Below are 20387 nucleotides of genomic sequence, written 5' to 3' on the forward strand. Positions count from 1 at the left end.
GCGCGCGGGGCGCGGTCGGCCATTCGATTTGGCCGGTTCGGCTCCGCTGCGGACGGCACGCCGTGCGGGACGTCGGCCCCGCACGGCGTGACACGGCCGTCAGCAGATCCGCGGCAGCTGTTCCCCGACCGGCAGGTCGACCACTCGGGTGCCGCCCAGCCCGGTGCGGGCCACCACCATGCCGGGGTGGTCCCCCACCGCCTCGCCGATCACGGCCGCGTCCCGTCCCAGCGGATGCGCGCGCATCGCCTCCAGGACCGCGTCGGCGCTTTCGCGCGGGACGAACGCCACCAGCTTTCCCTCGTTGGCGACGTACATCGGGTCGAGCCCCAGGACGGCGCAGGCATTGGCCACCGGCGGAGGGACGGGAACGGCCCGCTCCTGGATCACGACTCCGGTGCCCGAGGCCGTCGCGATCTCGTTGAGGGAGGCGGCGAGCCCTCCACGCGTGGGGTCGCGCAGTACGTGCAGCTCGGGGGTGACCGCGAGCATGGCCTCCACGAGCCCGCCCAGGGCGGCGCAGTCGCTCTCGATCTCGACCCCGAACTCCAGGCCCTCGCGTACGCTCATGATGGCCACGCCGTGGACGCCGACCGCCCCGCTGACGATCACGACGTCGCCCGGTTCGACCCGCTGCGGACGCAGGTCGACGCCGGCCGGGATGAGGCCGATGCCGGCGGTGTTGATGAAGATGCCGTCTCCGTGACCGGCCTCGACCACCTTGGTGTCCCCCGTCACCACCTCGACGCCCGCGTGGCGCGCGGCCGCACCGAAGGCGTCGGCGACGCGCGCCACGACGGAGAGCTCGACGCCCTCCTCCAGGATGTATCCGCAGGACAGATAGGCGGCCCGCGCACCGCTCATGGCCAGGTCGTTGACGGTGCCGTTGACCGCGAGATCGCCGATGCTGCCGCCGGGGAAGAACAGCGGCCGCACCACGAAGGTGTCGGTGGAGAACGCGAGGCGGGCGCCACCCAGCCGCACGGACGCCGCATCGCCCATCTGCGCGAGCGTCTCGCCGCCGAAGGCGGGGGCGAAGATGTGCTGGACGAGTTCCGCGGAGAGGGCGCCGCCACCTCCGTGCCCCATCACGATGCGCGGGTGGTCACGGAGCGGGGCCGGACACGTCCATGCCGTGGGATCGGGCAGCGGGACGCCGGAGGCGGCTGCCGTCGCGGCGCCGCGCGTGGATGTCTCGATGGTGTCAGACAACGGGGATCGCCTCCACAGGCACCGTCTTGTCAAGGTCCAGCCGCCGGTAGAGGTAGTACGCGGCGCATGCGCCCTCGCTGGAGACCATGGTGGCTCCGAGTGGGGTGCGAGGGGTACAGGTGGTGCCGAACGCCTCGCATTCATGCGGCTTCAGCAAGCCCTGCAGCACCTCTCCACTGCGGCACTGCGCGGGTTCGCGGGTGTTGATCCCGGTCACCGAGAAGCGGTACTCCGCGTCGTGGTCCCGATAGCGCGGGGAGAGCCGCCAGCCGCTGTCGGGGATGACGCCGATGCCGCGCCAGGCCCGGTCGGTCACCTCGAAGACGTCCTCCAGCATGCTCAGCGCGGCCGGGTTGCCCTCGGGGCGCACGGCGCGCGGGTAGGCGTTCTCCACGGTGTGTTCGCCGCGTTCCAGCTGGACCACGGTCCGGCGTACCCCTTCCAGGATGTCCAGCGGTTCGAACCCGGTCACCACGATCGGGACACGGAATCGTTCGGCCAGTGCGGGATACTCGCCCACTCCCATCACACTGCACACATGCCCCGCGGCCAGAAAGGCCTGCACCCGGCAGTCCGGCGACCTCATGATCGCCTCGATCGCCGGAGGCACCCTGACATGGGACACCAGCAGGCTGAAGTTGCGGATGCCGAGCCTGCGCGCCTGATGGACCGTCATCGCGTTGGGAGGGGCGGTGGTCTCGAAGCCGATTCCGAAGAACACGACCTCCCGGTCCGGGTTCTGCTGGGCGATCTTCAACGCGTCGAGCGGTGAGTAGACGACGCGCACGTCGCCGCCCTCACCGCGGACCCGGAAGAGGTCACGGCCGGTTCCGGGGACGCGGAGCATGTCGCCGAAGGAACAGAAAATCACCTCCGGACGGGAGGCGATCTCCAGTGCCTTGTCGATGACCTCCAGCGGGGTCACGCACACCGGGCAACCCGGTCCATGAATCAATTCCACCTGATCCGGCAGGAGTTGATCGATTCCGTGCCGGATGATGGTGTGGGTCTGACCGCCGCATACCTCCATCAGGGCCCACGGCCTGGTCACGGTGGAGTGGATCTCGTCGAGCAGCCGCCGGGCCAGTTCGGGGTTCTGGAACTCGTCGATGTACTTCACTGCCGCGCCTCCTGCGGTGTCTCGCCGGAACCGGGCAGCGGGGCTCCGCCCGCCTCGGCCGCCATTTCCCACGGGTCACCGAACTCCTCTTGCAGCAAGCCGAGTTCGGCGAAGAGCTCCAGGGTCTGCCGGGCCGATTGCTCGTCCAGCTTCTGCAGGGCGAACCCCACGTGGACGATGGCGTAGTCGCCGACCCGGAGGTCCGGCAGATACTCCAGACACGCCTCCTTGACCACTCCGCCGAAATCGACGGTGGCCATGCGGGTACCGTCCCGCTCCTCGATCTCCAGCACTCTGCCGGGCACCGCCAGGCACATGGCTCCTCCTCGCTGTGGTTGGTCACCTGCCCGGCCCTGCCGGGACACGCCGTCAGTGGGTGGCTTCGGTCTCCCTGGCCGGGGTTGAGCGGCCGTCGGGTGTTCGCGGGTCCCGGCTCCGCGCGGCGATCAGCACCTGCCCCAGCGCCAGTCCTCCGTCGTTCGGAGGGACCCGGTGGTGACGCAGGACGATGAAGCCTTGTCCGCGAAGCGTGCGGGCGCATTCCGAGGAGAGCAGGGTGTTGGCGAACACTCCGCCGGTGAGGGCCACGGTGTCCAGGCCGTACTGCTCACGCGCGAGAACACAGATTCTGCGGACGAGTGCGGCGACCGCGGCGTGGAAGCGCGCCGCGACGACCCCTGGGTCGGCGCCCGCGCGCACATCGTCGACCACGGCCGAAAGTACGGGCGCGGGGTCGGCGATCAACGCCTCCCCGCTGCCCGGGTCGGGAGCCCGCAGAGCGAAGCCGTATCCCTCGTGGTGGCCGCCGGCCGCGCGGAGCGCGGCCGTTTCGAGTTCGATGGCGGCCTGGGCTTCGTATCCGACCCGGTGGCAGATACCCGTGAGGGAGGAGACCGCGTCGAACAGCCGGCCCATGCTGGAGGTGGGAACGCAGTGCAGACGCCGCCCCAACTGTGCTTCCAGCGGCCCAAGTTCATCGGAGGGGCAGGCCATCGTGCACGGCAGATCCCGGGCCCAACCGATCCCCGCCGCGTGCAGATGGGCCAGGGCCATGCGGTAGGGACGCCGCACGGAGGCGTCACCGCCCGGCAGAGGAACGTACGCGAGATGCCCGAACCGGTGATATCCGTCGTAGTCCGCCAACAGAATCTCTCCGCCCCACACGGCTCCGTCGTCGCCGTAGCCGGTTCCGTCGAACGCGACGCCGATCACCCGTCGGCTGCCGTCCAGGCCGTGCTCGGCCATCGTGGAGGCGATGTGGGCGTGGTGGTGCTGGACGCTCACGACCGGCCGTTCTCCGGCCAGGCGCCGGGTCAACTGTCCCGAGCGGTATCGGGGATGGCGGTCGACGGCCAGAGTTCCGGGCCGCACGCCGGTGAGGCTCTCCAGTTGTTGCGCAGCGTGCTCGAAGGCGTGCTGTGTGGCGAGGTCGTCCATGTCACCGATGTGGGCGGACAGCCAGGCTCTGCGTCCCTCCGCCAGACAGAGGACGTTCTTGAGATCGCCCCCGGCGGCGAGGACCGCCGGTACCGGGAAGGGGAGTTCGACGGGCCGCGGGGCGTAGCCGCGTGAGCGGCGTACGGTCAGCAGTTCCCCGTCGCAGACACGGACGACGGAGTCGTCGCACGGGACCCTGATCGGGCGGTCGTGGGTCAGCCAGGCGTCTGCCAGGCCGCCGAGCCGCTCCAGTGCTTCGGCGTCGTCGGTGACGATCGGTTCCCCGGCCACGTTGCCGCTGGTCATGACGAGCAGGCGTGGCCCCGCCGGGTCGCCGGGCAGGCCGAGGAGCAGGTGGTGCAGGGGGGTGTAGGCGAGCATGACACCGAGGTCGGGGCTGCCCGGGGCGACGTTGTCCGACGGGACCGGAGCGCCCGGCACGGCGGCGGCGCGGGCTCGGCGCCGCAGCAGGACGATCGGCCGGGCGACGTCGGTGAGCAGGGCCCGCTCTGCGGCGCTCGCACGAACGACGTGTTCGATGTCGTCGACGCCGCGGGCCATGAGGGCGAACGGTTTGTCGCCACGCGCCTTGCGACGGCGCAGCTCGGCCACGGCCAGGGGGTTGGTCGCGTCACAGGCGAGGTGGTATCCGCCGAGGCCCTTCACGGCGACGATCGCGCCGCGGGACAGGAGTTCGCGGACCTCGGCGACCGGGTCCGCGGCGTGGGTGCGTCGCGGGTGCGTGCCCGGGTCGGGGTGTGGCACCAACAGGTCGAGCCGGGGTCCGCAGCGGAGGCAGGCGACCGGCTGGGCATGGAAGCGGCGGTCGGCCGGGTCCGCGTACTCACGGGCGCAGTCGCCGCACATGGGGAAGTCGGCCATGGTGGTGTGCGCCCGGTCGTACGGCAGCCCCGTGACGATGGTGAATCTCGGACCGCAGTTGGTGCAGGTGATGAAGGGGTGCCGATGGCGCCGGTCCGCGGGGTCGGCCAGTTCGGCGAGGCAGTCGGCGCAGGTGGCCATGTCCGGCGGAACCAGTGTGCGGGAGGGTCCGCCGGTGCGGGAGGTGATGATGGTGAAGCCGGTGCCGCCCGCGGCGGGGACCTCCCGGTGCTCGACGGATTCGAGGACGGCCATGGGCGGCGCGTCCGTCGCGATCCCTTCGCAGAACAGGGCCACGACAGCGGGTGATCCCTCGACTTCCGCGACGACGCCCTCGGGAGTGTTGGTGACATGTCCGGCCAGGCCCATCGCGAGAGCGCGCGTGTAGACATAGGGCCGGAATCCGACGCCCTGGACGACTCCTCGCACCGTGACCCGGCGACGTTGCGTCGGCTCGCCCGGGGCCCGGCCGGACCGTGACGCCGTCACGCGCGGGTCTGCGCCGCGGCGCCGGACGCACCCGGTGCGGCGGCCTGCTCGCCCCGACCGGCATGCGTGCGGGGCCGGTCCCGGCCGTCCGCGTCGTGCTCCGTGTGTGCGTGTGCGTGGGTGTGGGGAGAAGGGTGCTGCCGGGCCATGACGGGCCGGTGGACCGGGGCCCCGTTCGCGGCGTCCAGCGCCCGGTCGAGGAGCGCCCCGACGCCCGCTCCGCTCCGGGCGGAGGTGAGGAGCACCTGCACCCCGGGGTTGACCTGCTCGACATGGGCGCGGAACGCGTCCTCGTCGAACCCCACCGCCTCGGCGATGTCCGCCTTGGTGACGAGGACGAGGTGGGCGAGCCCGAAGGCGGTGGGGTACTTCAGAGGCTTGTCCTCGCCCTCGGTGACCGAGGCGAGGACGACCCTCAGTGTTTCGCCGAGGTCGTACGAGGCAGGGCAGACCAGGTTGCCGACGTTCTCCACGAACAGGAGCCGGGTGTCCTCGGGCAGCCATCCGTCCAGATGCCCGCTCAGCATGTGGGCCTCCAGGTGGCAGAGCCCGTCGGTGAGCACCTGCTTGACCGGGGCTCCGGAGCGGGCCAGGCGCGTGGCGTCGTTCTCGGTGGCCAGATCGGCGGTCAGCGCCGCGACGGGGACGCCCGTCTCACGGGCCAGCACCAGTTCGCGTTCGAGCAGCGCCGTCTTCCCGCTCCCCGGGCTGGAGAGCAGATTGACCACCGCTGTGCCGCGGCGGGCGAGTTCGGTGCGCAGGTGCTGCGCGGTCGTGTCGTTCTTCGCGAGTACCGCCTGCTGCAGATCGACCACACGGCACATGGTTCAGCGCTCCTCGGAAATCGGTTCACGGTTGTGTCCGTGCGCGGGGCCGTCGTCCCAGTGGACGTCGGCGATCTGGAGTTCGCGGCCCGAGAGCAGCTCCGCGGTCGCTTCGCCGCATGCGGGGCAGCACAGCACCGGTGGCATTCCGACCGCCCATTCGTCCGCACAGGGCGCGCAGCGCGCTCTCGCCCGTACGGAGTCGACGATCAGCTCCGCGCCTTCCAGCACGGTCCCGGCACAGGCCAGTTCGAAGCAGAAGGACAGTGCGTCCGGTACCACTCCGGCCAGTTCGCCGACCTGGAGCCGGACGGATGTGACGCCGACGGCGCCATCGGGCCGGGCCGCTTCTTCCACCTGGCCGACGACGGCCATGGCGATGGACATCTCGTGCATGGGTCTCCGTCCTGCCCGCGTCATTAGACCGGGGGTGGCCGTCGCCATCGGGTCGGCTCGCCGACGCCGAGTGCCAGGTACGTCATTCGGTGCAGCCCGGCTCCGCTGCGGAGCCCGGTGCCGTCACATGCACCGCATACGCACGTAGCGCTTGATGTCGGGCATTGCCTGGGCCAGGAGCGCGGCGAGGGCGGCGGCGACCGCGCCGCCGATGATGATCTTCTTCATGATGGTGTTCGTCTCCTCAGTTCACGGCCGTGCCTGTTGCCGGCTGTGGGGTGGTCGTGGTGTGTTCGTCGTCCCGCAGCAGGCGCAGCACCATGTCCACGGCCTGCGGAACAGCGGCGGCCACGGGGGCGCTCAGACCGATGCCCTCGTCGACACATGCGGGTTCGCATCCGACGACCAGCGTGCGTTGCGGGGGCCTGCAGCCCGTCCCGGCGCACAGGGTCTCCAGCAGGGTCAGGACCGTGTCGGGGGACATCCGGTGGCCGTCGAGCAGGGCCTCCTGCGGCTCGATCGGGCCGGGCCGGTCGGCCTCGATCAGATACAGCGTCCCGGGGTCGCCGCCGCGTCGGGTGGCGTCGATCAGGACGAGCGTGTCGTATCCGTCGAGGAGCTGGTACGCGAGGTGGACTCCGCGCACACCGATGTCCACCGCTTCGACGTGGTCGGGCAGAGGCTCCGAGCTCAGTCGTCGTACGGTCTCGACACCGAAGCCGTCGTCGCCGAGGAAGACATTGCCGACGCCCGCGACCAGAGTGGTCGCCCGCTGTGCCGGGGGTGGGGTCATGCGTCCTCCAGTGGTGCGACCTCGTCGGGCTGGAAGTAGAGGAACCGCCCCTGCTCGCGCCGGATGTCCGCACCCGGGTCGCCCTCGACGGTGACCGCGAGGTGGACTCCCCCGTCCACGTCGTGGAGCACCGCCTCGACCAGTGCGCTGCGGCCTCGCAGGAAGAGGTCCTGGGCGTCGGTGCGGCGCAGGCCCGGCCGCAGCAGCACACGGCTGCCCGTGCCCACCGGGCGGCCGTCCACCAGGACCCGGTCGCGTGCCGGGTCGACCCCGTCGTCGGCGGCCGGGTCCCACCACGGCTGGTCCGGGCGGACCAGGTCGTAGGTGTCGGCTTCCTCCGGGACCCGCGCACGGCCGTCCGGCGCGACGACCGCGGGCGCCCCCGGTTCCGTGACCTCCCGCAGGGCCCGCACCGCGCCGTGCAGCCGCTCCAGGACCTCGGGGGGCATCGAGTCGGCGAGGTCGATCACGGCCGCCGCCCGGTCGTCCGTCCCCCTGGCCTCGCGCTTCTCCCGGTCCGTCAGGGCCGCTGTGCGCAGGGCCAGGATCTCGTCGATCTCCGTGGAGTCGTACAGCGCTCCGGGGCTCTCCGGGGCGATGGCCGGATGGTCCTCCAGGATGATCGGGGAGGAGAGCATCAGGTCCGCGCGGCCGGGCTCCCCGGCCAGTACGGGCCAGGTGTGCAGGTTCCGGCAGTCCGCGACCGCCCCCGCGGCCCACTCGGGAGGGTCGGTCATCGAGAGGAACGCGCCTGCGTCGAGGCCGAGGAGGACGTGTGCCGCCACCAGCGATCTGGGCAGGGCGGCGTCGCGGTCGCCGTCATCGGCGTCCGGGGTCCATGTGCTGGTGTTCTCCACGACGGTGGTGAGGCGCATCGCCCGGTAGGGGCCGTCGAGTTCGGCGGCAAGGAGCCGTAGCGTCCCGCTGATCTCCTCGCAGCGGCGCACCAGCCGGCCCACGGTCCGGCCGTCCTCGTCGCGAACGGTCTCGCTCTCCTCGCGCGCCGGGCGCGTGAACGGGACGACGACGCCGTCGCCGGTGAGCTCGGCCACGGTGGCGAGCACCTCGATCCGTTCCTCCACCCCTTCGTCCCAGGGAACGAGGACCCGGTCGGTGAGGTGGAGTTCGGGAACGGTCTCGAAGCTGCCGTCCTCGCAGAGCCGCTGCACGATGCGTCGTCGGGCGTGCAGAAAGCGCACCTCGGCCGCCAGGGTCGCATCGGCCTTCGGTTCCATCAGGCACTCGGTGTGCTGGAAGTCGTGCTCGTCGGCGGCCGCCGTCCAGGCCGGTGGTACGAGCACCCCGAACTGCCAGCGGAGCCGGTTCTTGGCCGCCGACGCACGGTACGGATACAGGACGTAGCCCTCGAAGAGGACCGCGTCGGCCACCCCGCGGGCGGTGGCGAATCGCGATTCCAGCGCGGGAGTGAGAGTGGACGCGGTCATTGCGCCGTCCTTTCGGCGAGCCCGGCGAGTCCGGCGCCGACGCAGTCCCGGTGCTGCTGGAGGGCAGTGGGTCCGGCGGCGTCGAGAAGGGCCCGGACGGTCGACTCCCAGGACGCCAGTGCGTGCCGGGAGCGGAACGCGAGCAGTTCGTCCATGGTGTCGCGAGGGAGACGGATCCATCCGCACCCCGGAAAGTGCTGCTCGATCATTTCCTGCCACGCCGTCACCGGCATCCGGAAAGGAGCCTCCAGGTCCCACGGCACCGGCTCGACCCGGAAGCCGCCGGAGCCGGTGAACGCGGTACCGGAGAAGAGCATGAGGAGCGGCACCTCACCGTCCGTCAGCGCGTTCAGATACCGTGTCGCGGCGATGTCCAGGTCGTAGGTACAGGGCACGACGACGTCCGTCTCTGTCTCCCCGGTGAACGCGGGGACCATGACCGGGACCTGGGCGAACTGCACGGGCTGGAGCGTGCTGCCCCAGCGCGGTCGCTCGCCGAACAGGTCCGCCAGTCCCTCGGCCTCGGCGGGTACGTAGTCGCGCCGGGCGGGCTCGATGCGGATCTGGCAGCGCAACGCCATCGCGTGCACCCGGGTGCCCGGCGAGGCGGTGACACGGAGGCGGAACACGAGGGTGGGGCCCGCAGCGTACGGGTCGGCGCGTACGCCGGCGCAGGTGAAGGTGAACTCCGTCATCGCCGTTGCTCCCCCGCTGTTGCCCCGGAGCGGTGTTCGACGTGTGCGAAGAAGGCCCGCAGTTCGGCACGGGCCTCGGCTCCGCCGTCGAAGCCCTGCCACGACAGACGCATGCGTCCCACCAGTTCGTAGCAGATGTCGATCGGTACGAGATAGCACTCGACCCGGCCTTCGGAGCGGCGCAACAACAGCGCCTCCACATCCGGTTCCAGCAGTTCGGCGAGGCGGCTTCCGCCGAGGACCGCCTGCCAGACGGAGGGATCGAGTTCGCTCTCGGTCGCTCCGGCAGGGCTCGGGTACAGCGCCACCAGCCGGTCCAGTGCGGCGTTGCGGAAGAAGAAGGCGACCCCGACCGGGATCTGCAGGAGTTCCCACGCGTTGTCGTCGAAGCGGTGGTCGTGGTCGGCCAGATAGCGGTCCGGGACGCTCAGGAACCGGCCCTGTGCGGCACCGGGCCGCTCGAACAGCAGGGCGCACGGTGTGCAGGCGCACGCCAGCGAGCGTTGCTCGGTGTCCACCACATGCCGGTGGTTCCCCTCGGTGACCCGTACTCCGCAGAGTTCGCACTGTTCCTGCCGGGGTCCACTCGGTGCCGCGAGCCGTCGCAGTGTCTGCAGGCCCGAGGCGGGGTCGGGCCGTCGGGCCCGCGTCGTGGGCGCGCTCATGATCTGCCGGCCGCGGTCGCCCGGGTGGCCGGCGCGGCCTGCGGCGGACGGGATCCGATCTGGAGGAGTGCCGGTTCCCGGGTGGCGGAGCCCGGCTCCTGTTCGACCGTGGTCACCTCCGGTGCGAAGCAGGCGAGGACGTTCTCGATCTGCTGCTGTGCCGCCGGCGCGCCGGCGCAGCCGCAGCCGCCCGTGCCGGTGGTGCGCAGGCGCAGGGTGCCCGTGCTCTCGTCGAAGGTCACGACCTCGACGGGGTCGCGGACGGCCGCGAGCGCCCGGCCGATCCGTGTTCCGGTGTCCTCGGGGTGCAGGTCGTGCAGGACCAGGAGGCTCGACACGAGGTCGTCGCCGAGGAGTTCGTCCAGTGTGTCGGCGCTTTCGCGGCCCGGGACGGCCCGCAGTCCGTCGACGATCCGGGCCAGCCCGGCGCCGTAGAAGTCCATCAGGACCCGCACCAGTTCCTCGGCCGCCGCGACGGCTTTCCCGTCACCGGCTGCCGTCACCCGCTCGAGCACCTCGTCGATGCGCCGTCCGGCCTGCTCCGCGTCGAGCGCCCTCGCTGTCACGCTCATCCGCCCAGTCCGCTCAGGCCGGTGGGCACGTGCATCTTCTGCACGGTTCTGCCGCCGCCGACGTACATGTGGACCCCGCACGGGAGACAGGGGTCGAAGCTGCGGACGGCGCGCATGATGTCGATGCCCTTGAAGTTCTCCGGCGGGTTCTCCTCGAAGATGGGCGTGTTCTGCACCGCATCCTCGTACGGCCCGGGGGTTCCGTAGGTGTCCCTCGTGCTGGCGTTCCACGGCGTCGGGGGGTAGGGGTGGTAGTTGGCGATCTTGCCGTCCCTGATCACCATGTGGTGCGACAGCACGCCCCGCACGGCCTCGGTGAATCCGACACCGATGCTCTCGTCCGGGACGTCGAACTTCTCCCACGTCCCGGTACGTCCGGCGCGGACCTCCTCAAGCCCCTTCTCGGCACAGTGCAGCGCGATCGCGGCCGCGTACGCCTGGAAGTAGGTGCGGGCGCGGTTGCGCTCCAGCGCGTTGCTCCACTTCGGGATCTGCCACTCGAAGGTGGTCTCGGGCTTGGTCATCGTGCGCGGCAGGTTGATGACGACGCTGTGGCCGGTGGCCTTGACGTAGCCGACGTCCACGAGCCCGGAGAGCGCGGTGGACCACAGGCGCGCGAGGGGGCCGCCGCCGGTGTCCAGGGGCAGGTGGTCCTTGCCGTCGAACCAGCGCGGCGACATCACCCAGCTGTACTTGTCGTCGAAGTTCCGCTTCTGCGGTGCGGGGATCGTGTGCTGGTTCCACGGGTGGCGGGGGTCGACCGGGTTGCCGAGCGGGTCGTGGGTGACGAACTGCTCCTTGCCCTGCCAGTCGTCGTAGTACGAACTGCCCAGCAGGATCCGGATGCCGAGGTTGATCTCGGTGAGGTCGTTGGTGACCAGCTTGCCGTCCACGATCACACCGGGGGTGACGAACATCTTGCGCCCCCAGTCGCTCATGTTGGCGTACGTGAAGTCGCAGTACTCGGGGTCGTTGAGCGCTCCCCAGCAGCCGAGCAGCACCCGTCGGCGGCCGACCTCCTCGTACCCGGGCAGGGCCTCGTAGAAGAAGTCGAACAGGTCGTCGTGCAGGGGCACGACCCGCTTCATGAACTCCACGTACCGCATGAGGCGGCTGAGGTAGTCCGTGAAGAGCTGGACGGAGGCGACCGTGCCCACGCCGCCCGGGTAGAGCGTGGAGGGGTGCACATGGCGCCCCTCCATGAGGCAGAACATCTCCCGCGTGTAGCGGCTCACCTGGAGGGCCTCGCGGTAGAACTCGCCCTCGATGGGGTTGAGCGACCGCATGATGTCGGCGATCGTGCGGTAGCCGTGCTCCCCGGCGTGCGGCGCCTCGGTGCGCTCGGCGAGCTCCAGCACGCCGGGGTTGGTCTCGCGGACCATCTTTTCGCAGTAGTCGACCCCGACCAGGTTCTCCTGGAAGATGTTGTGGTCGAACATGTACTCCGCGGACTCGCCGAGGTTGATGATCCACTCACCGAGGTGGGGCGGCTTCACCCCGTACGCCATGTTCTGCGTGTACACGGAGCACGTGGCGTGGTTGTCGCCGCAGATCCCGCAGATCCGGCTGGTGATGAAGTGCGCGTCGCGGGGGTCCTTGCCTCGCATGAAGACGCTGTAGCCGCGGAACACCGACGAGGTGCTGTAGCACTCCGCGACCCGCTTCTGCTTGAAGTCGATCTTCGTGTGGATGCCGAGACTGCCCACGATCCGGGTGATCGGGTCCCAGGCCATCTCCACCAGGCCGCTGCCGTCGCCGGCCGCCTTAGTTGTCGGTGCCATCGTATGTGCCGTAGCCCTTCTGAGAAGCGTGCGGTGGGGTCGTCACCGGAAGGTGTGCGGTGCGGTCGGTGTGTCGGGCGTGGTCACCACGGGGGCCGGTAGCCGGTGCTCAGCCGGCCCCGCTTGTGCCGCCACTTCGGCTCCTTGTCCACGGTCTTCGCCGTGATCGTCCGGAGTCTGCGGACGACCGCCCCGTACGCGCCGCTGGCGGTGCTGGAGAGCTTGGCGCCCGGGGGTTCGTCCATGAACGGCATGAACTTGTCGGGGAAGCCCGGCATGGTGCAGGCGATACAGATGCCGCCGACGTTCGGACAGCCTCCGATGCCGTTCATCCAGCCGCGCTTGGGTACGTTGCACTTCACGACGGGTCCCCAACAGCCGATCTTCACCAGGCACTTGGGCGAGTCGTAGGTCTCGGCGAACTCGCCCTGCTCGTAGTAGCCGGCCCGGTCGCACCCTTCGTGCACGGTGGCGCCGAACAGCCAGGTCGGCCGGAGTTTGTCGTCGAGCGGGATCATCGGAGCGGCGCCCGCCGCCTGGTACAGCAGATACGTCAGGGTCTCCGAGAAGTTGTCCGGCTGGATCGGGCAGCCCGGCACGCACACGATCGGGATACCGGCCTTCGACCTCCAGTCCCAGCCGAGGTAGTCGGGCACGCCCATGGCGCCGGTCGGGTTGCCGGCCATCGCGTGGATGCCGCCGTACGTGGCGCAGGTGCCGATGGCGACGACGGCCAGGGCCTTGGACGCCAGCCGGTCGATCCATTCGCTGGTGGTGATCGGCTGGCCGGTCTCCGGATCGTCGCCGAAGCCGCACCAGTACCCCTCGGGCTTGATCGTCTCGTTCGGGATGGAACCCTCGACGACCAGCACGAACGGGTCGATCTCGCCGCGCTCGCCCTTGAAGAACCACTCGATGAACGTGTCCGCACCACCCACCGGACCGCATTCGAAGTCGATCAGCGGCCAGTGGACCTCGACCTTGGGCAGGCCGGGCAGCGCACCGGTGACGATCTCCTCGATGCTCGGCTGCATCGCGGCAGTGAGGGCCACCGAGTCGCCGTCACAGCTCAGCCCCGCGTTGATCCAGAGGATGTGGATCGGGGAGTCCTCCTCGGTGGCCGCGGCCTGTGCGTCCACGGTGTTCGACGTTGCTGCATCCATGAGGATGCCTCCCTGGAAAGAGACACACGAAGGCCGGCGGATCGGCCTTCACTGTTCTTCGTAGCAAGCGCTCGGGGCGGGTGCCGCACGGTGCGCCGCCAGTGCGGTGACGCCGTCCTTCCGGCGGGACCGGCCGGCCGCGGGCGGGGCGAGGTGCGCCGGCTGCCCTGCCGGGGGATTCTTGAGCACGAACGCGTGCCGCAGTGCGTGGTAGGAGGACCGCGGGTCGAAGAAGATCCGCCGCATCTCGGCCAGCTCCGCCGCCCGGTGGTCGGCCAGGGGCCGACGGGCCTCGTCCCGGTCCCGTTCGGTCTTCTTGGCGGCGATGCGCGACAGGACCGCCGGCGACTCGGCGAGCCGGCTCGCCAGCCGTACGATCTCGCCCGCGAAGGACTGCGCGTCGCAGTCGAGCGTCCGGTCGGCCAGACCGAGCCGCACGGCGGACTCGGCGCTCACCGGCAGCGCCCGTCCGGTGAGGCGCTCGGCGGCCTCCTCCCCCACCCGGCGTGGCAACGTGTACGTCCAGTACTCGGAGCCGTACAGCCCCATCAGGCGGTAGTGCGGGTTCAGCACCGCTCCCGACCTGCACCAGACCTCGTCCGCCGCGAGCGCCAGCATGACCCCGCCCGCGGCCGCGTTGCCGCCGATCGCGGAGACCACGAGCCGGTCGGTGGTGGTCAGCACGGACTCCACGAGGTCGTCCATGGCGTTGATGTTCGCCCAGGACTCCTCGCCGGGGTCGGCGGCGGCCTCGATGACGTTGAGGTGGATCCCGTTGGAGAAGAAGTCCCGGGCGCCGCCAAGCACCAGCACCGAGGTGGGGCGTCGACAGGCCAGCCGGTAGGCGTCGTGCAGGCGCCGGCACTGCGTCGTGCTCATCGCGCCTCCGGGGAAGGAGAACCTGAGGAAACCGGCCTGTCCCACCTCCCGGTAGCCGATGTCGCTCCAGCCGCGCCCGCGTTCCTCGTCGTACAGCGGCGCGGGGTGCTCCGGCAGGGCGGGCAGACGTCCGGCGAGGGCCGTCGCAGCCGGCAGTTTGAACGTGGCGTCCCCGCCCGGTCTGCGGCGCGGGCGAAGTTCGGGGATCCACACGGCGCCGTCGGCCGTCGCGCGGCAGACGGCCTCCTCGCGCACGGCCACCAGTTCGCCCGGCCTGCCGCGCAGTTCGTGCTCGGGGTGTCCCCCGTGCAGGAACCACTCGTCCCCGAGCAGTTCGTCGAGCACCCCGGGGCAGGAGTCGGCGGCCCGCAGCTTGCGCAGGACCGTCTCCGTGGAGTCCGACCGCCAGTCGATGCGGCGGTGCTCCTGGCGGAGGAACGGCCGGGTGCGGATGCGCAGCCCTTCGTGGCCGCCGGTCTGCGGACGGGGAACATACGTGCCGGACGCGAAGCGCTCGACGGCGCGGTGCACGGCCCGCGACGCGGCGTCGGAGACCTCGTTGCGGTACAGGTCGCTCTTGCCCACCGCAGGCACGGGAAAGGTCTCCGAGGCCCAGATGTCCCCGGCATCCATCTCCTCGCCGGCCTGCAGGACGGTCACGCCCCAGGTGTCCGCGCCCTCCTGGACGGCCCGGTCGAGGGAGGACGGCCCGCGGTCGCCCGGGGGGCCGGGATGGACGACCAGGCAGGTGTGCGCCACCCATACGTCCCGAGGGATGGCGGTCTTCAGCAGCGGGGCCAGGATGAGGTCGGGCGCGTTGTCGCGCACCGCCCGCCGCAGCGACACGTCGCGCGCGGACGCGTCCGAAGCCGCGAGTTCCACCGCGACGGTGTGGCCGCGGTCCCTCAGTTCGGCATGAACACGCTGAGTGAGGCTGTTGAACGCGCTCGCCACGAGCAGGATGTGCACAACGGCCTCCCAACGCCCCGGCCCGCCCCGGTCCGGACGGATTCCGATCATGCGATGGTCGGTCACTGACGGCATGTCACCACCATCCGACCGGCCGCGAAGTCACCCGAAAGCGGACGCATCGGCGACCACTCAGGGGAACCCGGGCGCGACCCCTTCCCGTTCCGGGCCCAACTGCCCACCCACCGACGGCCGGTCGGGTCCGGGCGGCACGACCCGCCCTGGCGGCCTGTTATCTTTACGTGACTTCGCGGCGCAACTCTCGGTCACGCTTTGGCCTTGACTGTGGCGGAGTGGGTGGGGGCGGAGCCAGTGACCGCCCTCCGGGCGTTTCGGTCCGATCAGCAGCCGCACGGCCTGAACTGAACCTGAGGTTGCACATGCCATACACCGGCCGGGACGAATGATTCCGCCGCCCGCCGATCGCGGGCAGACGTCCGCGGGGCCCCGGGAGGTCCGGCCTGCACGGAGCGCGGCGGCGGACGAGCAGTGACCACTACACATGTACGGGCACGGTCGAAGTCAGCGGCCGGCCCGGCCTGTCATGGCTGGACGGGATGACACAGCACAACATATTCAGCAGAACGGCGCATGGCGCTCGGTCCTTACGCTTCCCTGGGGCGGGACGCCGGAGACAGGCAAAGCGGCCACGCCCGCGCCTGCCGCGCAGACCCGACTATCCGCGCGCGGGCCGAAGCGGCTGGAGGAGGTGGGTGCCCTCCTGGCGGTTGGTCACGGGCTCGTTCCTGATGCTCGCCGCGACGCTCACGACCGTGGTGGGCATCGCCTACGCGCGGACGGACATCCCGGAGGACCTCAACGCCTTCGCGACCCAGCAGGACACCGTCTACTACTGGGCCGACGGTTCTCCCATGGCCCGTACGGGCTGGGTGAGCCGCCAGGAGATGCCCCTGTCCAAGATCCCCGACGATGTCCGGTGGGCCGTGCTGGCAGCGGAGAACGCCGACTTCTACTCGGATCACGGCATATCGACCCAGGGGATCACCCGGGCGCTGTGGCGCACGGTCGGCGAGGGAGACACCCAGGGCGGCTCAACCATCACCCAGCAGTACGTCAAGAACGTGTACCTCACGCAGGACCAGTCCTTCTCCCGCAAGTTCACCGAGATGCTGCTCGCGGTCAAGCTCGACCGTCGTGTGAGCAAGGACAAGATCCTCGAGGACTATCTGAACACCAGCTGGTTCGGACGGGGCACCTACGGTCTCCAGCGCGCGGCCCAGGCGTACTACGGCAAGGAGGTCACGCAACTCGACGCCAGCGAGGGCGCGTTCCTCGCGTCACTGCTCAAAGGGGCCTCGCTCTACGATCCCGCCGTCAACCCCCGCAACCACGCCCGCGCCGTCAAACGGTGGAAGTGGACGCTGGACCGGATGGTGGAGGTCGGCAAGCTGAGCCCGGCCGAACGCGCCCGGTACACCACCTTCCCCGAGCCGAAGCCCCCTCACAAGCCGAACACCACGGCGGGGCAGAACGGTTACCTGCTCCAGCTCGCCGAGTCGTACGCCAAACGCGCCGGACACATCTCCGACGCGCGCTTCGACCTCGGCGGCTACCAGATCTACACGACGTTCGAGAAGCCGCGGATGAACGCCCTCACACGGACCGTGAAGGAGGCGCGCGAGACACTCGATCCCAAGCACCGCAAGGCCGATCGCCATGCCCGGTTCGGGGCCGCGTCCGTCGCCCCGGACGGCCGGATCCTCGCCGTGTACGGCGGGCCGGACTTCGAGCGGCAGGCCTTCAACGAGTCCAACGCGGGCACCGTCCCGGCCGGTTCGGCATTCACGCCCTTCGTCTATGCCGCGGGCCTGGAGCACGGCGTCTCGCGCGAGCGCAACGGCCCCCGGACCGCCGTCACACCCTCGACCCTGTACGACGGTGACGACGGCATCCCCGTCATGACCACCGAGGGACCGTACTGGGACCGCAGCGGCAAGATGGTCAAGGGCCACAACGACGGCAACCGCTCCTACGGCCGCATCAGTCTGCACGACGCCATGGCGAAGTCCGTGGACTCCCCGTTCCTCCAGCTCGGCATGGATGCGGGACTGAAGCAGGTCCGCCGTACGGCCGAGGCGTCCGGGCTGCTCCCGTCGAGCTTCGGTCCGCCCGTCCCTTCGTTCTCGATGGGCAATTCCACACCGAGCGCCATCCGGATGGCCGACGCCTACGGCATGTTCGCGGCGCACGGCATGCACACCGATCCGTACTCGGTCCGCAAGGTCACGCGCAACGGCGAACCGGTCCGGCTCGATCTGCCGCGGGCGAAGCGCGCCGTACGCTCCGCCGTCGCCGACGAGGTCACCGCATCCCTCGCACGACCCGGCGGGGAGAACGGTGTCTTCTCCGGCTCACCGGTCGCCACCAAGGCCGGAACCACCGAGGACGACACCGCGCGCTGGTACGTCGGATACGACCGGGTCGCTTCCACGGCCGTGGTCATGTACCGCATGGACCTCACGAAGAGTCTCGCGCCTCTGCCGCTCAAGGGGATCGGCGGCACCTCCGCGAACGGCAAGAAGCTCCCGTCCCGGATCTGGAACACCTACACGGAAGCCATGACGAAGTGACAGACACCAGAGCAGAGACCGTCGTTCGCCGAATACGCGCCCGGCTGACGCCCCGTGTCGTACTCGGGCTCTCGGCATGCCTCGTGGCCTCGGTCACCGCGGTGCTCATCCCGCTGACGTCCGGCGACTCGGACGGCCGGACACCGCAGCAGGGCACCAGCACGGTGGCCGCACCCACGCCCACCGCACGGGCGCAGCGTGACGGTGACGGCAGGAGGAAGGAGGAGAAGTGGGACGGGAAGGTCAGGATTCTGGGGGACGGCTCCACGTCCTACACCGGTCCGCAGCCGAGTCAGTTGAAGGCCGAGCGCCTCAAGCCCGGTGAGAAGCCGCCCCAGTTCGTGGTGTTCTCGTGGGACGGCGCGCTGGAGGGTGATGATCGCATGTTCTCGCGCTTCCGCCGTGCGGCGAAGGAGAGCAACGCGCACATGACGTTCTTCCTCACCGGCATCTACCTGCTTCCGAAGGAGAAGAGGGACCTCTACGAGCCGCCCCAGCACAAACCCGGCGCGGCCGCGATCTCGTACCCGACGCGCGAGCACATTCGCATGACGCTGGAACAGCTCGGTGGCGCCTGGCGGGAGGGGAACGAGATCGGGTCCCACTTCAACGGCCACTTCTGCGACAAGAAGGGCGGCGGGGACTGGAGCACGTCCGAGTGGATCAGTGAGATCAACCAGTTCTACTCGTTCGTACAGAACTGGAAGACGAACACGGGCTTCACCGACCTCGATCCGCTGCCGTTCGACCCGACCCGCGAGGTCGTCGGCGGGCGGGCTCCCTGTCTCGAAGGCCAGAAGACCCTTCTGCCCGCGACCAAGCCCTTCGGCTGGCGTTACGACGCCAGTTCCCCGGGGGACTTCCAGATCTGGCCGTCCAAGAAGAACGGTGTCTGGGACCTTCCGCTGCAGATGCTGCCGTTCCCCGGGAAGGACTTCCAGGTGCTGTCCATGGACTTCAACTTCCTCTACAACCAGTCGGAGGGCAGCACCGAGGGCGACCCCGCGAAGTTCCCGACGTGGCGCAAGGAGGTGCGGGACTCCTATGTCGCGGGATTCGAGCGGGTGTTCAACGGCAGTCGCGCACCACTGTTCATCGGAAATCACTTCGAGGGCTGGAACGGCGGAATCTACATGGACGCCGTCGAGGAGACGATGCGGGAGGTCTGCCCGCGCAAGGAGGTGCGCTGCGTGTCCTTCCGTGAACTGACCGACTGGCTCGACGCGCAGGACCCCGAGGTCCTCGCCCAGTGGCGCACGCTCGACCCCGCCCAGCCGCCGAACTGGAAGCAGTAGGCGTACGAACGCGGGAGGCGGAGCGCCGGCCGGACGACTCGCACGACGTGACGAGTCGTCCAGTGCCGGGCTCCGCCGGGTGCGGGCGTCGTCGACGCCCGAGGTCAGCCCGCCTTCTTGACGAACTCCGTGGTGTACGTCTTGTCGAGGTCCACCTTCGCGTTCTTCAGGTTCGGGTTGAAGGCCTTCAGGACCCGCTCGACGGTGGCGGGGCCGTCCGCGGGCATGACGCCGTCCGTGGTGAACATGGGCAGGGTGCTCTTGATCGCCTCCGCGTAGAGAGCCTTGCCGCCGCCCTGGGCGTAGTCGGCGGGCATCTTCGCGGCGATCTCGTCCGCGCTGTGCGTGGACATCCACTTCAGCGTCTTGACGAAGGCGTTGGCCAGCTTCTGGACGGTTTCCTTGTGGCTGTTGACCCACTCGGTCTGCATGTAGAGGCTGGACGACGGGTAGAGCCCGCCGAGCGCCTGCCTGGAGCCCTCGGGGGTCCGCATGTCGATGAGGATCTTGCCCAGCTTCTTGTCCAGGATGGTGGCGACCGTGGGATCGGTGGTCATGCCGCCCTGGATGGAGCCCTGCTGGAGGGCGGAGATGAACGTCTGCCCGGCACCGACGGCCACGGGTGTGAATTCGCTGGTCTGCACGTCGTTGCTCACCGCGAGGTACTTCGTGAGGAAGTCGGTCGAGGAACCGATGCCCGTCACACCGAGCTTCTTGCCCTTGAAGTCCTTGGCCGACTTCAGATCGTCCGCCGCCTGGTTCGAGACGATCTCGACCTCGCCGGGAGCCTGGGAGAACTGGACGACCGACTGGACCTGCTTGCCCTTCACCTGAAGGTCGAGGGTGTGGTCGTAGAAGCCCACCGTGCCCTGGACGTCACCGGAGACCAGAGCCGTCTCCGCCTGGACACCCGCGGGCTCGGTCAGGAGCTGGACCGAGACCCCTTCCTCCTTGAAGTAGCCGAGCCGTTCGGTCAGCATCGCGGGCAGGTAGATGACCTTGTCCAGGCCCCCGACCATGATCTTGACCTTGTCGTCCTTGCCCCCGGAGGCCGAGGTGGAGTCGCCGCCGCAGGCGGTCAGGCTGGTCAGGGCGAGCGCGCCGGCGACGGCTACGGCCGAGATCCGGATGGATGTGCGCATCTGATTCACGTCCTTGTGAAGAAACGATTGGGCGTAC

At 70.0% G+C, this 20387-nt stretch carries 18 protein-coding genes; 2 read left to right on the forward strand and 16 right to left on the reverse strand.

Annotated elements, in window-relative coordinates; genetic code table 11:
* Positions 1-99: 99 nt before the first annotated feature.
* The 15 genes from hypE to ACIQCZ_RS25155 form a co-directional block, all read right to left on the reverse strand.
* Positions 100-1200 (reverse strand): hydrogenase expression/formation protein HypE, encoded by a 1101-nt coding sequence (hypE, locus tag ACIQCZ_RS25085; RefSeq protein WP_402285082.1) that lies wholly within the window; start codon positions 1198-1200, stop codon positions 100-102.
* A gap of 4 nt (positions 1201-1204) precedes the next feature.
* Positions 1205-2332 carry a hydrogenase formation protein HypD gene (hypD, locus tag ACIQCZ_RS25090; RefSeq protein WP_402284941.1) on the reverse strand — a complete coding sequence of 376 codons (1128 nt, stop codon included), beginning with the start codon at positions 2330-2332 and terminating at the stop codon, positions 1205-1207.
* Positions 2329-2649: a HypC/HybG/HupF family hydrogenase formation chaperone gene (locus tag ACIQCZ_RS25095; RefSeq protein WP_402284942.1), complete on the reverse strand. Its 321-nt coding sequence runs from the start codon at positions 2647-2649 to the stop codon at positions 2329-2331. The genes hypD and ACIQCZ_RS25095 overlap by 4 nt, the downstream gene beginning before the upstream one ends.
* Before the next feature lie 52 nt (positions 2650-2701).
* A complete protein-coding gene (gene hypF / locus ACIQCZ_RS25100; protein ID WP_402284943.1) occupies positions 2702-5140 on the reverse strand; it encodes a carbamoyltransferase HypF in 2439 nt (812 codons plus the stop codon).
* The gene (gene hypB / locus ACIQCZ_RS25105) at positions 5137-5964 is read right to left on the reverse strand and encodes a hydrogenase nickel incorporation protein HypB (protein WP_402284945.1); all 828 of its coding nucleotides are present in this window, start codon (positions 5962-5964) and stop codon (positions 5137-5139) included. Before hypB ends, hypF begins: the two co-directional genes overlap by 4 nt.
* Positions 5965-5967: 3 nt before the next feature.
* A complete protein-coding gene (gene hypA, locus ACIQCZ_RS25110) occupies positions 5968-6360 on the reverse strand; it encodes a hydrogenase maturation nickel metallochaperone HypA (RefSeq protein WP_402284947.1) in 393 nt (130 codons plus the stop codon).
* A gap of 123 nt (positions 6361-6483) precedes the next feature.
* Entirely contained in the window at positions 6484-6588 is a 105-nt protein-coding gene (locus ACIQCZ_RS25115; protein WP_402284949.1) for a DUF6893 family small protein, read from the reverse strand.
* Between the two features lie 16 nt (positions 6589-6604).
* Positions 6605-7153 (reverse strand): hydrogenase maturation protease, encoded by a 549-nt coding sequence (locus ACIQCZ_RS25120; RefSeq protein WP_402284951.1) that lies wholly within the window; start codon positions 7151-7153, stop codon positions 6605-6607.
* On the reverse strand, positions 7150-8598 hold the full coding sequence (locus ACIQCZ_RS25125; protein WP_402284952.1) for a hypothetical protein: 1449 nt from the start codon (positions 8596-8598) through the stop codon (positions 7150-7152). Before ACIQCZ_RS25125 ends, ACIQCZ_RS25120 begins: the two co-directional genes overlap by 4 nt.
* Positions 8595-9293: a DUF6084 family protein gene (locus tag ACIQCZ_RS25130; protein ID WP_402284953.1), complete on the reverse strand. Its 699-nt coding sequence runs from the start codon at positions 9291-9293 to the stop codon at positions 8595-8597. Before ACIQCZ_RS25130 ends, ACIQCZ_RS25125 begins: the two co-directional genes overlap by 4 nt.
* Positions 9290-9958 (reverse strand): DUF5947 family protein, encoded by a 669-nt coding sequence (locus tag ACIQCZ_RS25135; protein WP_402284955.1) that lies wholly within the window; start codon positions 9956-9958, stop codon positions 9290-9292. Before ACIQCZ_RS25135 ends, ACIQCZ_RS25130 begins: the two co-directional genes overlap by 4 nt.
* On the reverse strand, positions 9955-10530 hold the full coding sequence (locus ACIQCZ_RS25140) for a hypothetical protein (protein WP_402284957.1): 576 nt from the start codon (positions 10528-10530) through the stop codon (positions 9955-9957). The genes ACIQCZ_RS25135 and ACIQCZ_RS25140 overlap by 4 nt, the downstream gene beginning before the upstream one ends.
* On the reverse strand, positions 10527-12311 hold the full coding sequence (locus tag ACIQCZ_RS25145; RefSeq protein WP_402284959.1) for a nickel-dependent hydrogenase large subunit: 1785 nt from the start codon (positions 12309-12311) through the stop codon (positions 10527-10529). The genes ACIQCZ_RS25140 and ACIQCZ_RS25145 overlap by 4 nt, the downstream gene beginning before the upstream one ends.
* Positions 12312-12394: 83 nt before the next feature.
* The gene (locus ACIQCZ_RS25150; protein WP_402284961.1) at positions 12395-13474 is read right to left on the reverse strand and encodes a hydrogenase expression protein HypE; all 1080 of its coding nucleotides are present in this window, start codon (positions 13472-13474) and stop codon (positions 12395-12397) included.
* A gap of 48 nt (positions 13475-13522) precedes the next feature.
* Positions 13523-15322: a hydrogenase maturation protein gene (locus ACIQCZ_RS25155; protein WP_402285084.1), complete on the reverse strand. Its 1800-nt coding sequence runs from the start codon at positions 15320-15322 to the stop codon at positions 13523-13525.
* A 557-nt stretch (positions 15323-15879) separates the two neighbouring features.
* Here ACIQCZ_RS25155 and ACIQCZ_RS25160 point away from each other — a divergent pair.
* Together ACIQCZ_RS25160 and ACIQCZ_RS25165 are read left to right on the forward strand one after the other, a co-directional pair.
* The gene (locus ACIQCZ_RS25160; protein ID WP_402284963.1) at positions 15880-17913 is read left to right on the forward strand and encodes a transglycosylase domain-containing protein; all 2034 of its coding nucleotides are present in this window, start codon (positions 15880-15882) and stop codon (positions 17911-17913) included.
* Complete coding sequence (locus ACIQCZ_RS25165; RefSeq protein WP_402284965.1) at positions 17910-19208, forward strand: hypothetical protein; 1299 nt, start codon at positions 17910-17912, stop codon at positions 19206-19208. The genes ACIQCZ_RS25160 and ACIQCZ_RS25165 overlap by 4 nt, the downstream gene beginning before the upstream one ends.
* Before the next feature lie 104 nt (positions 19209-19312).
* Here ACIQCZ_RS25165 and ACIQCZ_RS25170 read toward each other — a convergent pair whose 3' ends face one another.
* A complete protein-coding gene (locus tag ACIQCZ_RS25170; protein ID WP_402284967.1) occupies positions 19313-20350 on the reverse strand; it encodes an ABC transporter substrate-binding protein in 1038 nt (345 codons plus the stop codon).
* Positions 20351-20387: the final 37 nt, after the last annotated feature.

This window comes from Streptomyces sp. NPDC093149 (assembly GCF_044754145.1).
In the GTDB taxonomy this organism is placed as follows: Bacteria; Actinomycetota; Actinomycetes; order Streptomycetales; family Streptomycetaceae; genus Streptomyces.

What these genes read in the sequence shown, in the direction of transcription:
- ACIQCZ_RS25095 (WP_402284942.1), bottom strand. Translation starts at nt 2,649, where the DNA reads ATGTGCCTGGCGGTGCCCGGCAGAGTGCTGGAGATCGAGGAGCGGGAC.
- hypB (WP_402284945.1), bottom strand. Translation starts at nt 5,964, where the DNA reads ATGTGCCGTGTGGTCGATCTGCAGCAGGCGGTACTCGCGAAGAACGAC.
- hypA (WP_402284947.1), bottom strand. Translation starts at nt 6,360, where the DNA reads ATGCACGAGATGTCCATCGCCATGGCCGTCGTCGGCCAGGTGGAAGAA.
- ACIQCZ_RS25115 (WP_402284949.1), bottom strand. Translation starts at nt 6,588, where the DNA reads ATGAAGAAGATCATCATCGGCGGCGCGGTCGCCGCCGCCCTCGCCGCG.
- ACIQCZ_RS25120 (WP_402284951.1), bottom strand. Translation starts at nt 7,153, where the DNA reads ATGACCCCACCCCCGGCACAGCGGGCGACCACTCTGGTCGCGGGCGTC.
- ACIQCZ_RS25125 (WP_402284952.1), bottom strand. Translation starts at nt 8,598, where the DNA reads ATGACCGCGTCCACTCTCACTCCCGCGCTGGAATCGCGATTCGCCACC.
- ACIQCZ_RS25130 (WP_402284953.1), bottom strand. Translation starts at nt 9,293, where the DNA reads ATGACGGAGTTCACCTTCACCTGCGCCGGCGTACGCGCCGACCCGTAC.
- ACIQCZ_RS25135 (WP_402284955.1), bottom strand. Translation starts at nt 9,958, where the DNA reads ATGAGCGCGCCCACGACGCGGGCCCGACGGCCCGACCCCGCCTCGGGC.
- ACIQCZ_RS25140 (WP_402284957.1), bottom strand. Translation starts at nt 10,530, where the DNA reads ATGAGCGTGACAGCGAGGGCGCTCGACGCGGAGCAGGCCGGACGGCGC.
- ACIQCZ_RS25145 (WP_402284959.1), bottom strand. Translation starts at nt 12,311, where the DNA reads ATGGCACCGACAACTAAGGCGGCCGGCGACGGCAGCGGCCTGGTGGAG.
- ACIQCZ_RS25150 (WP_402284961.1), bottom strand. Translation starts at nt 13,474, where the DNA reads ATGGATGCAGCAACGTCGAACACCGTGGACGCACAGGCCGCGGCCACC.
- ACIQCZ_RS25160 (WP_402284963.1), top strand. Translation starts at nt 15,880, where the DNA reads ATGACACAGCACAACATATTCAGCAGAACGGCGCATGGCGCTCGGTCC.
- ACIQCZ_RS25170 (WP_402284967.1), bottom strand. Translation starts at nt 20,350, where the DNA reads ATGCGCACATCCATCCGGATCTCGGCCGTAGCCGTCGCCGGCGCGCTC.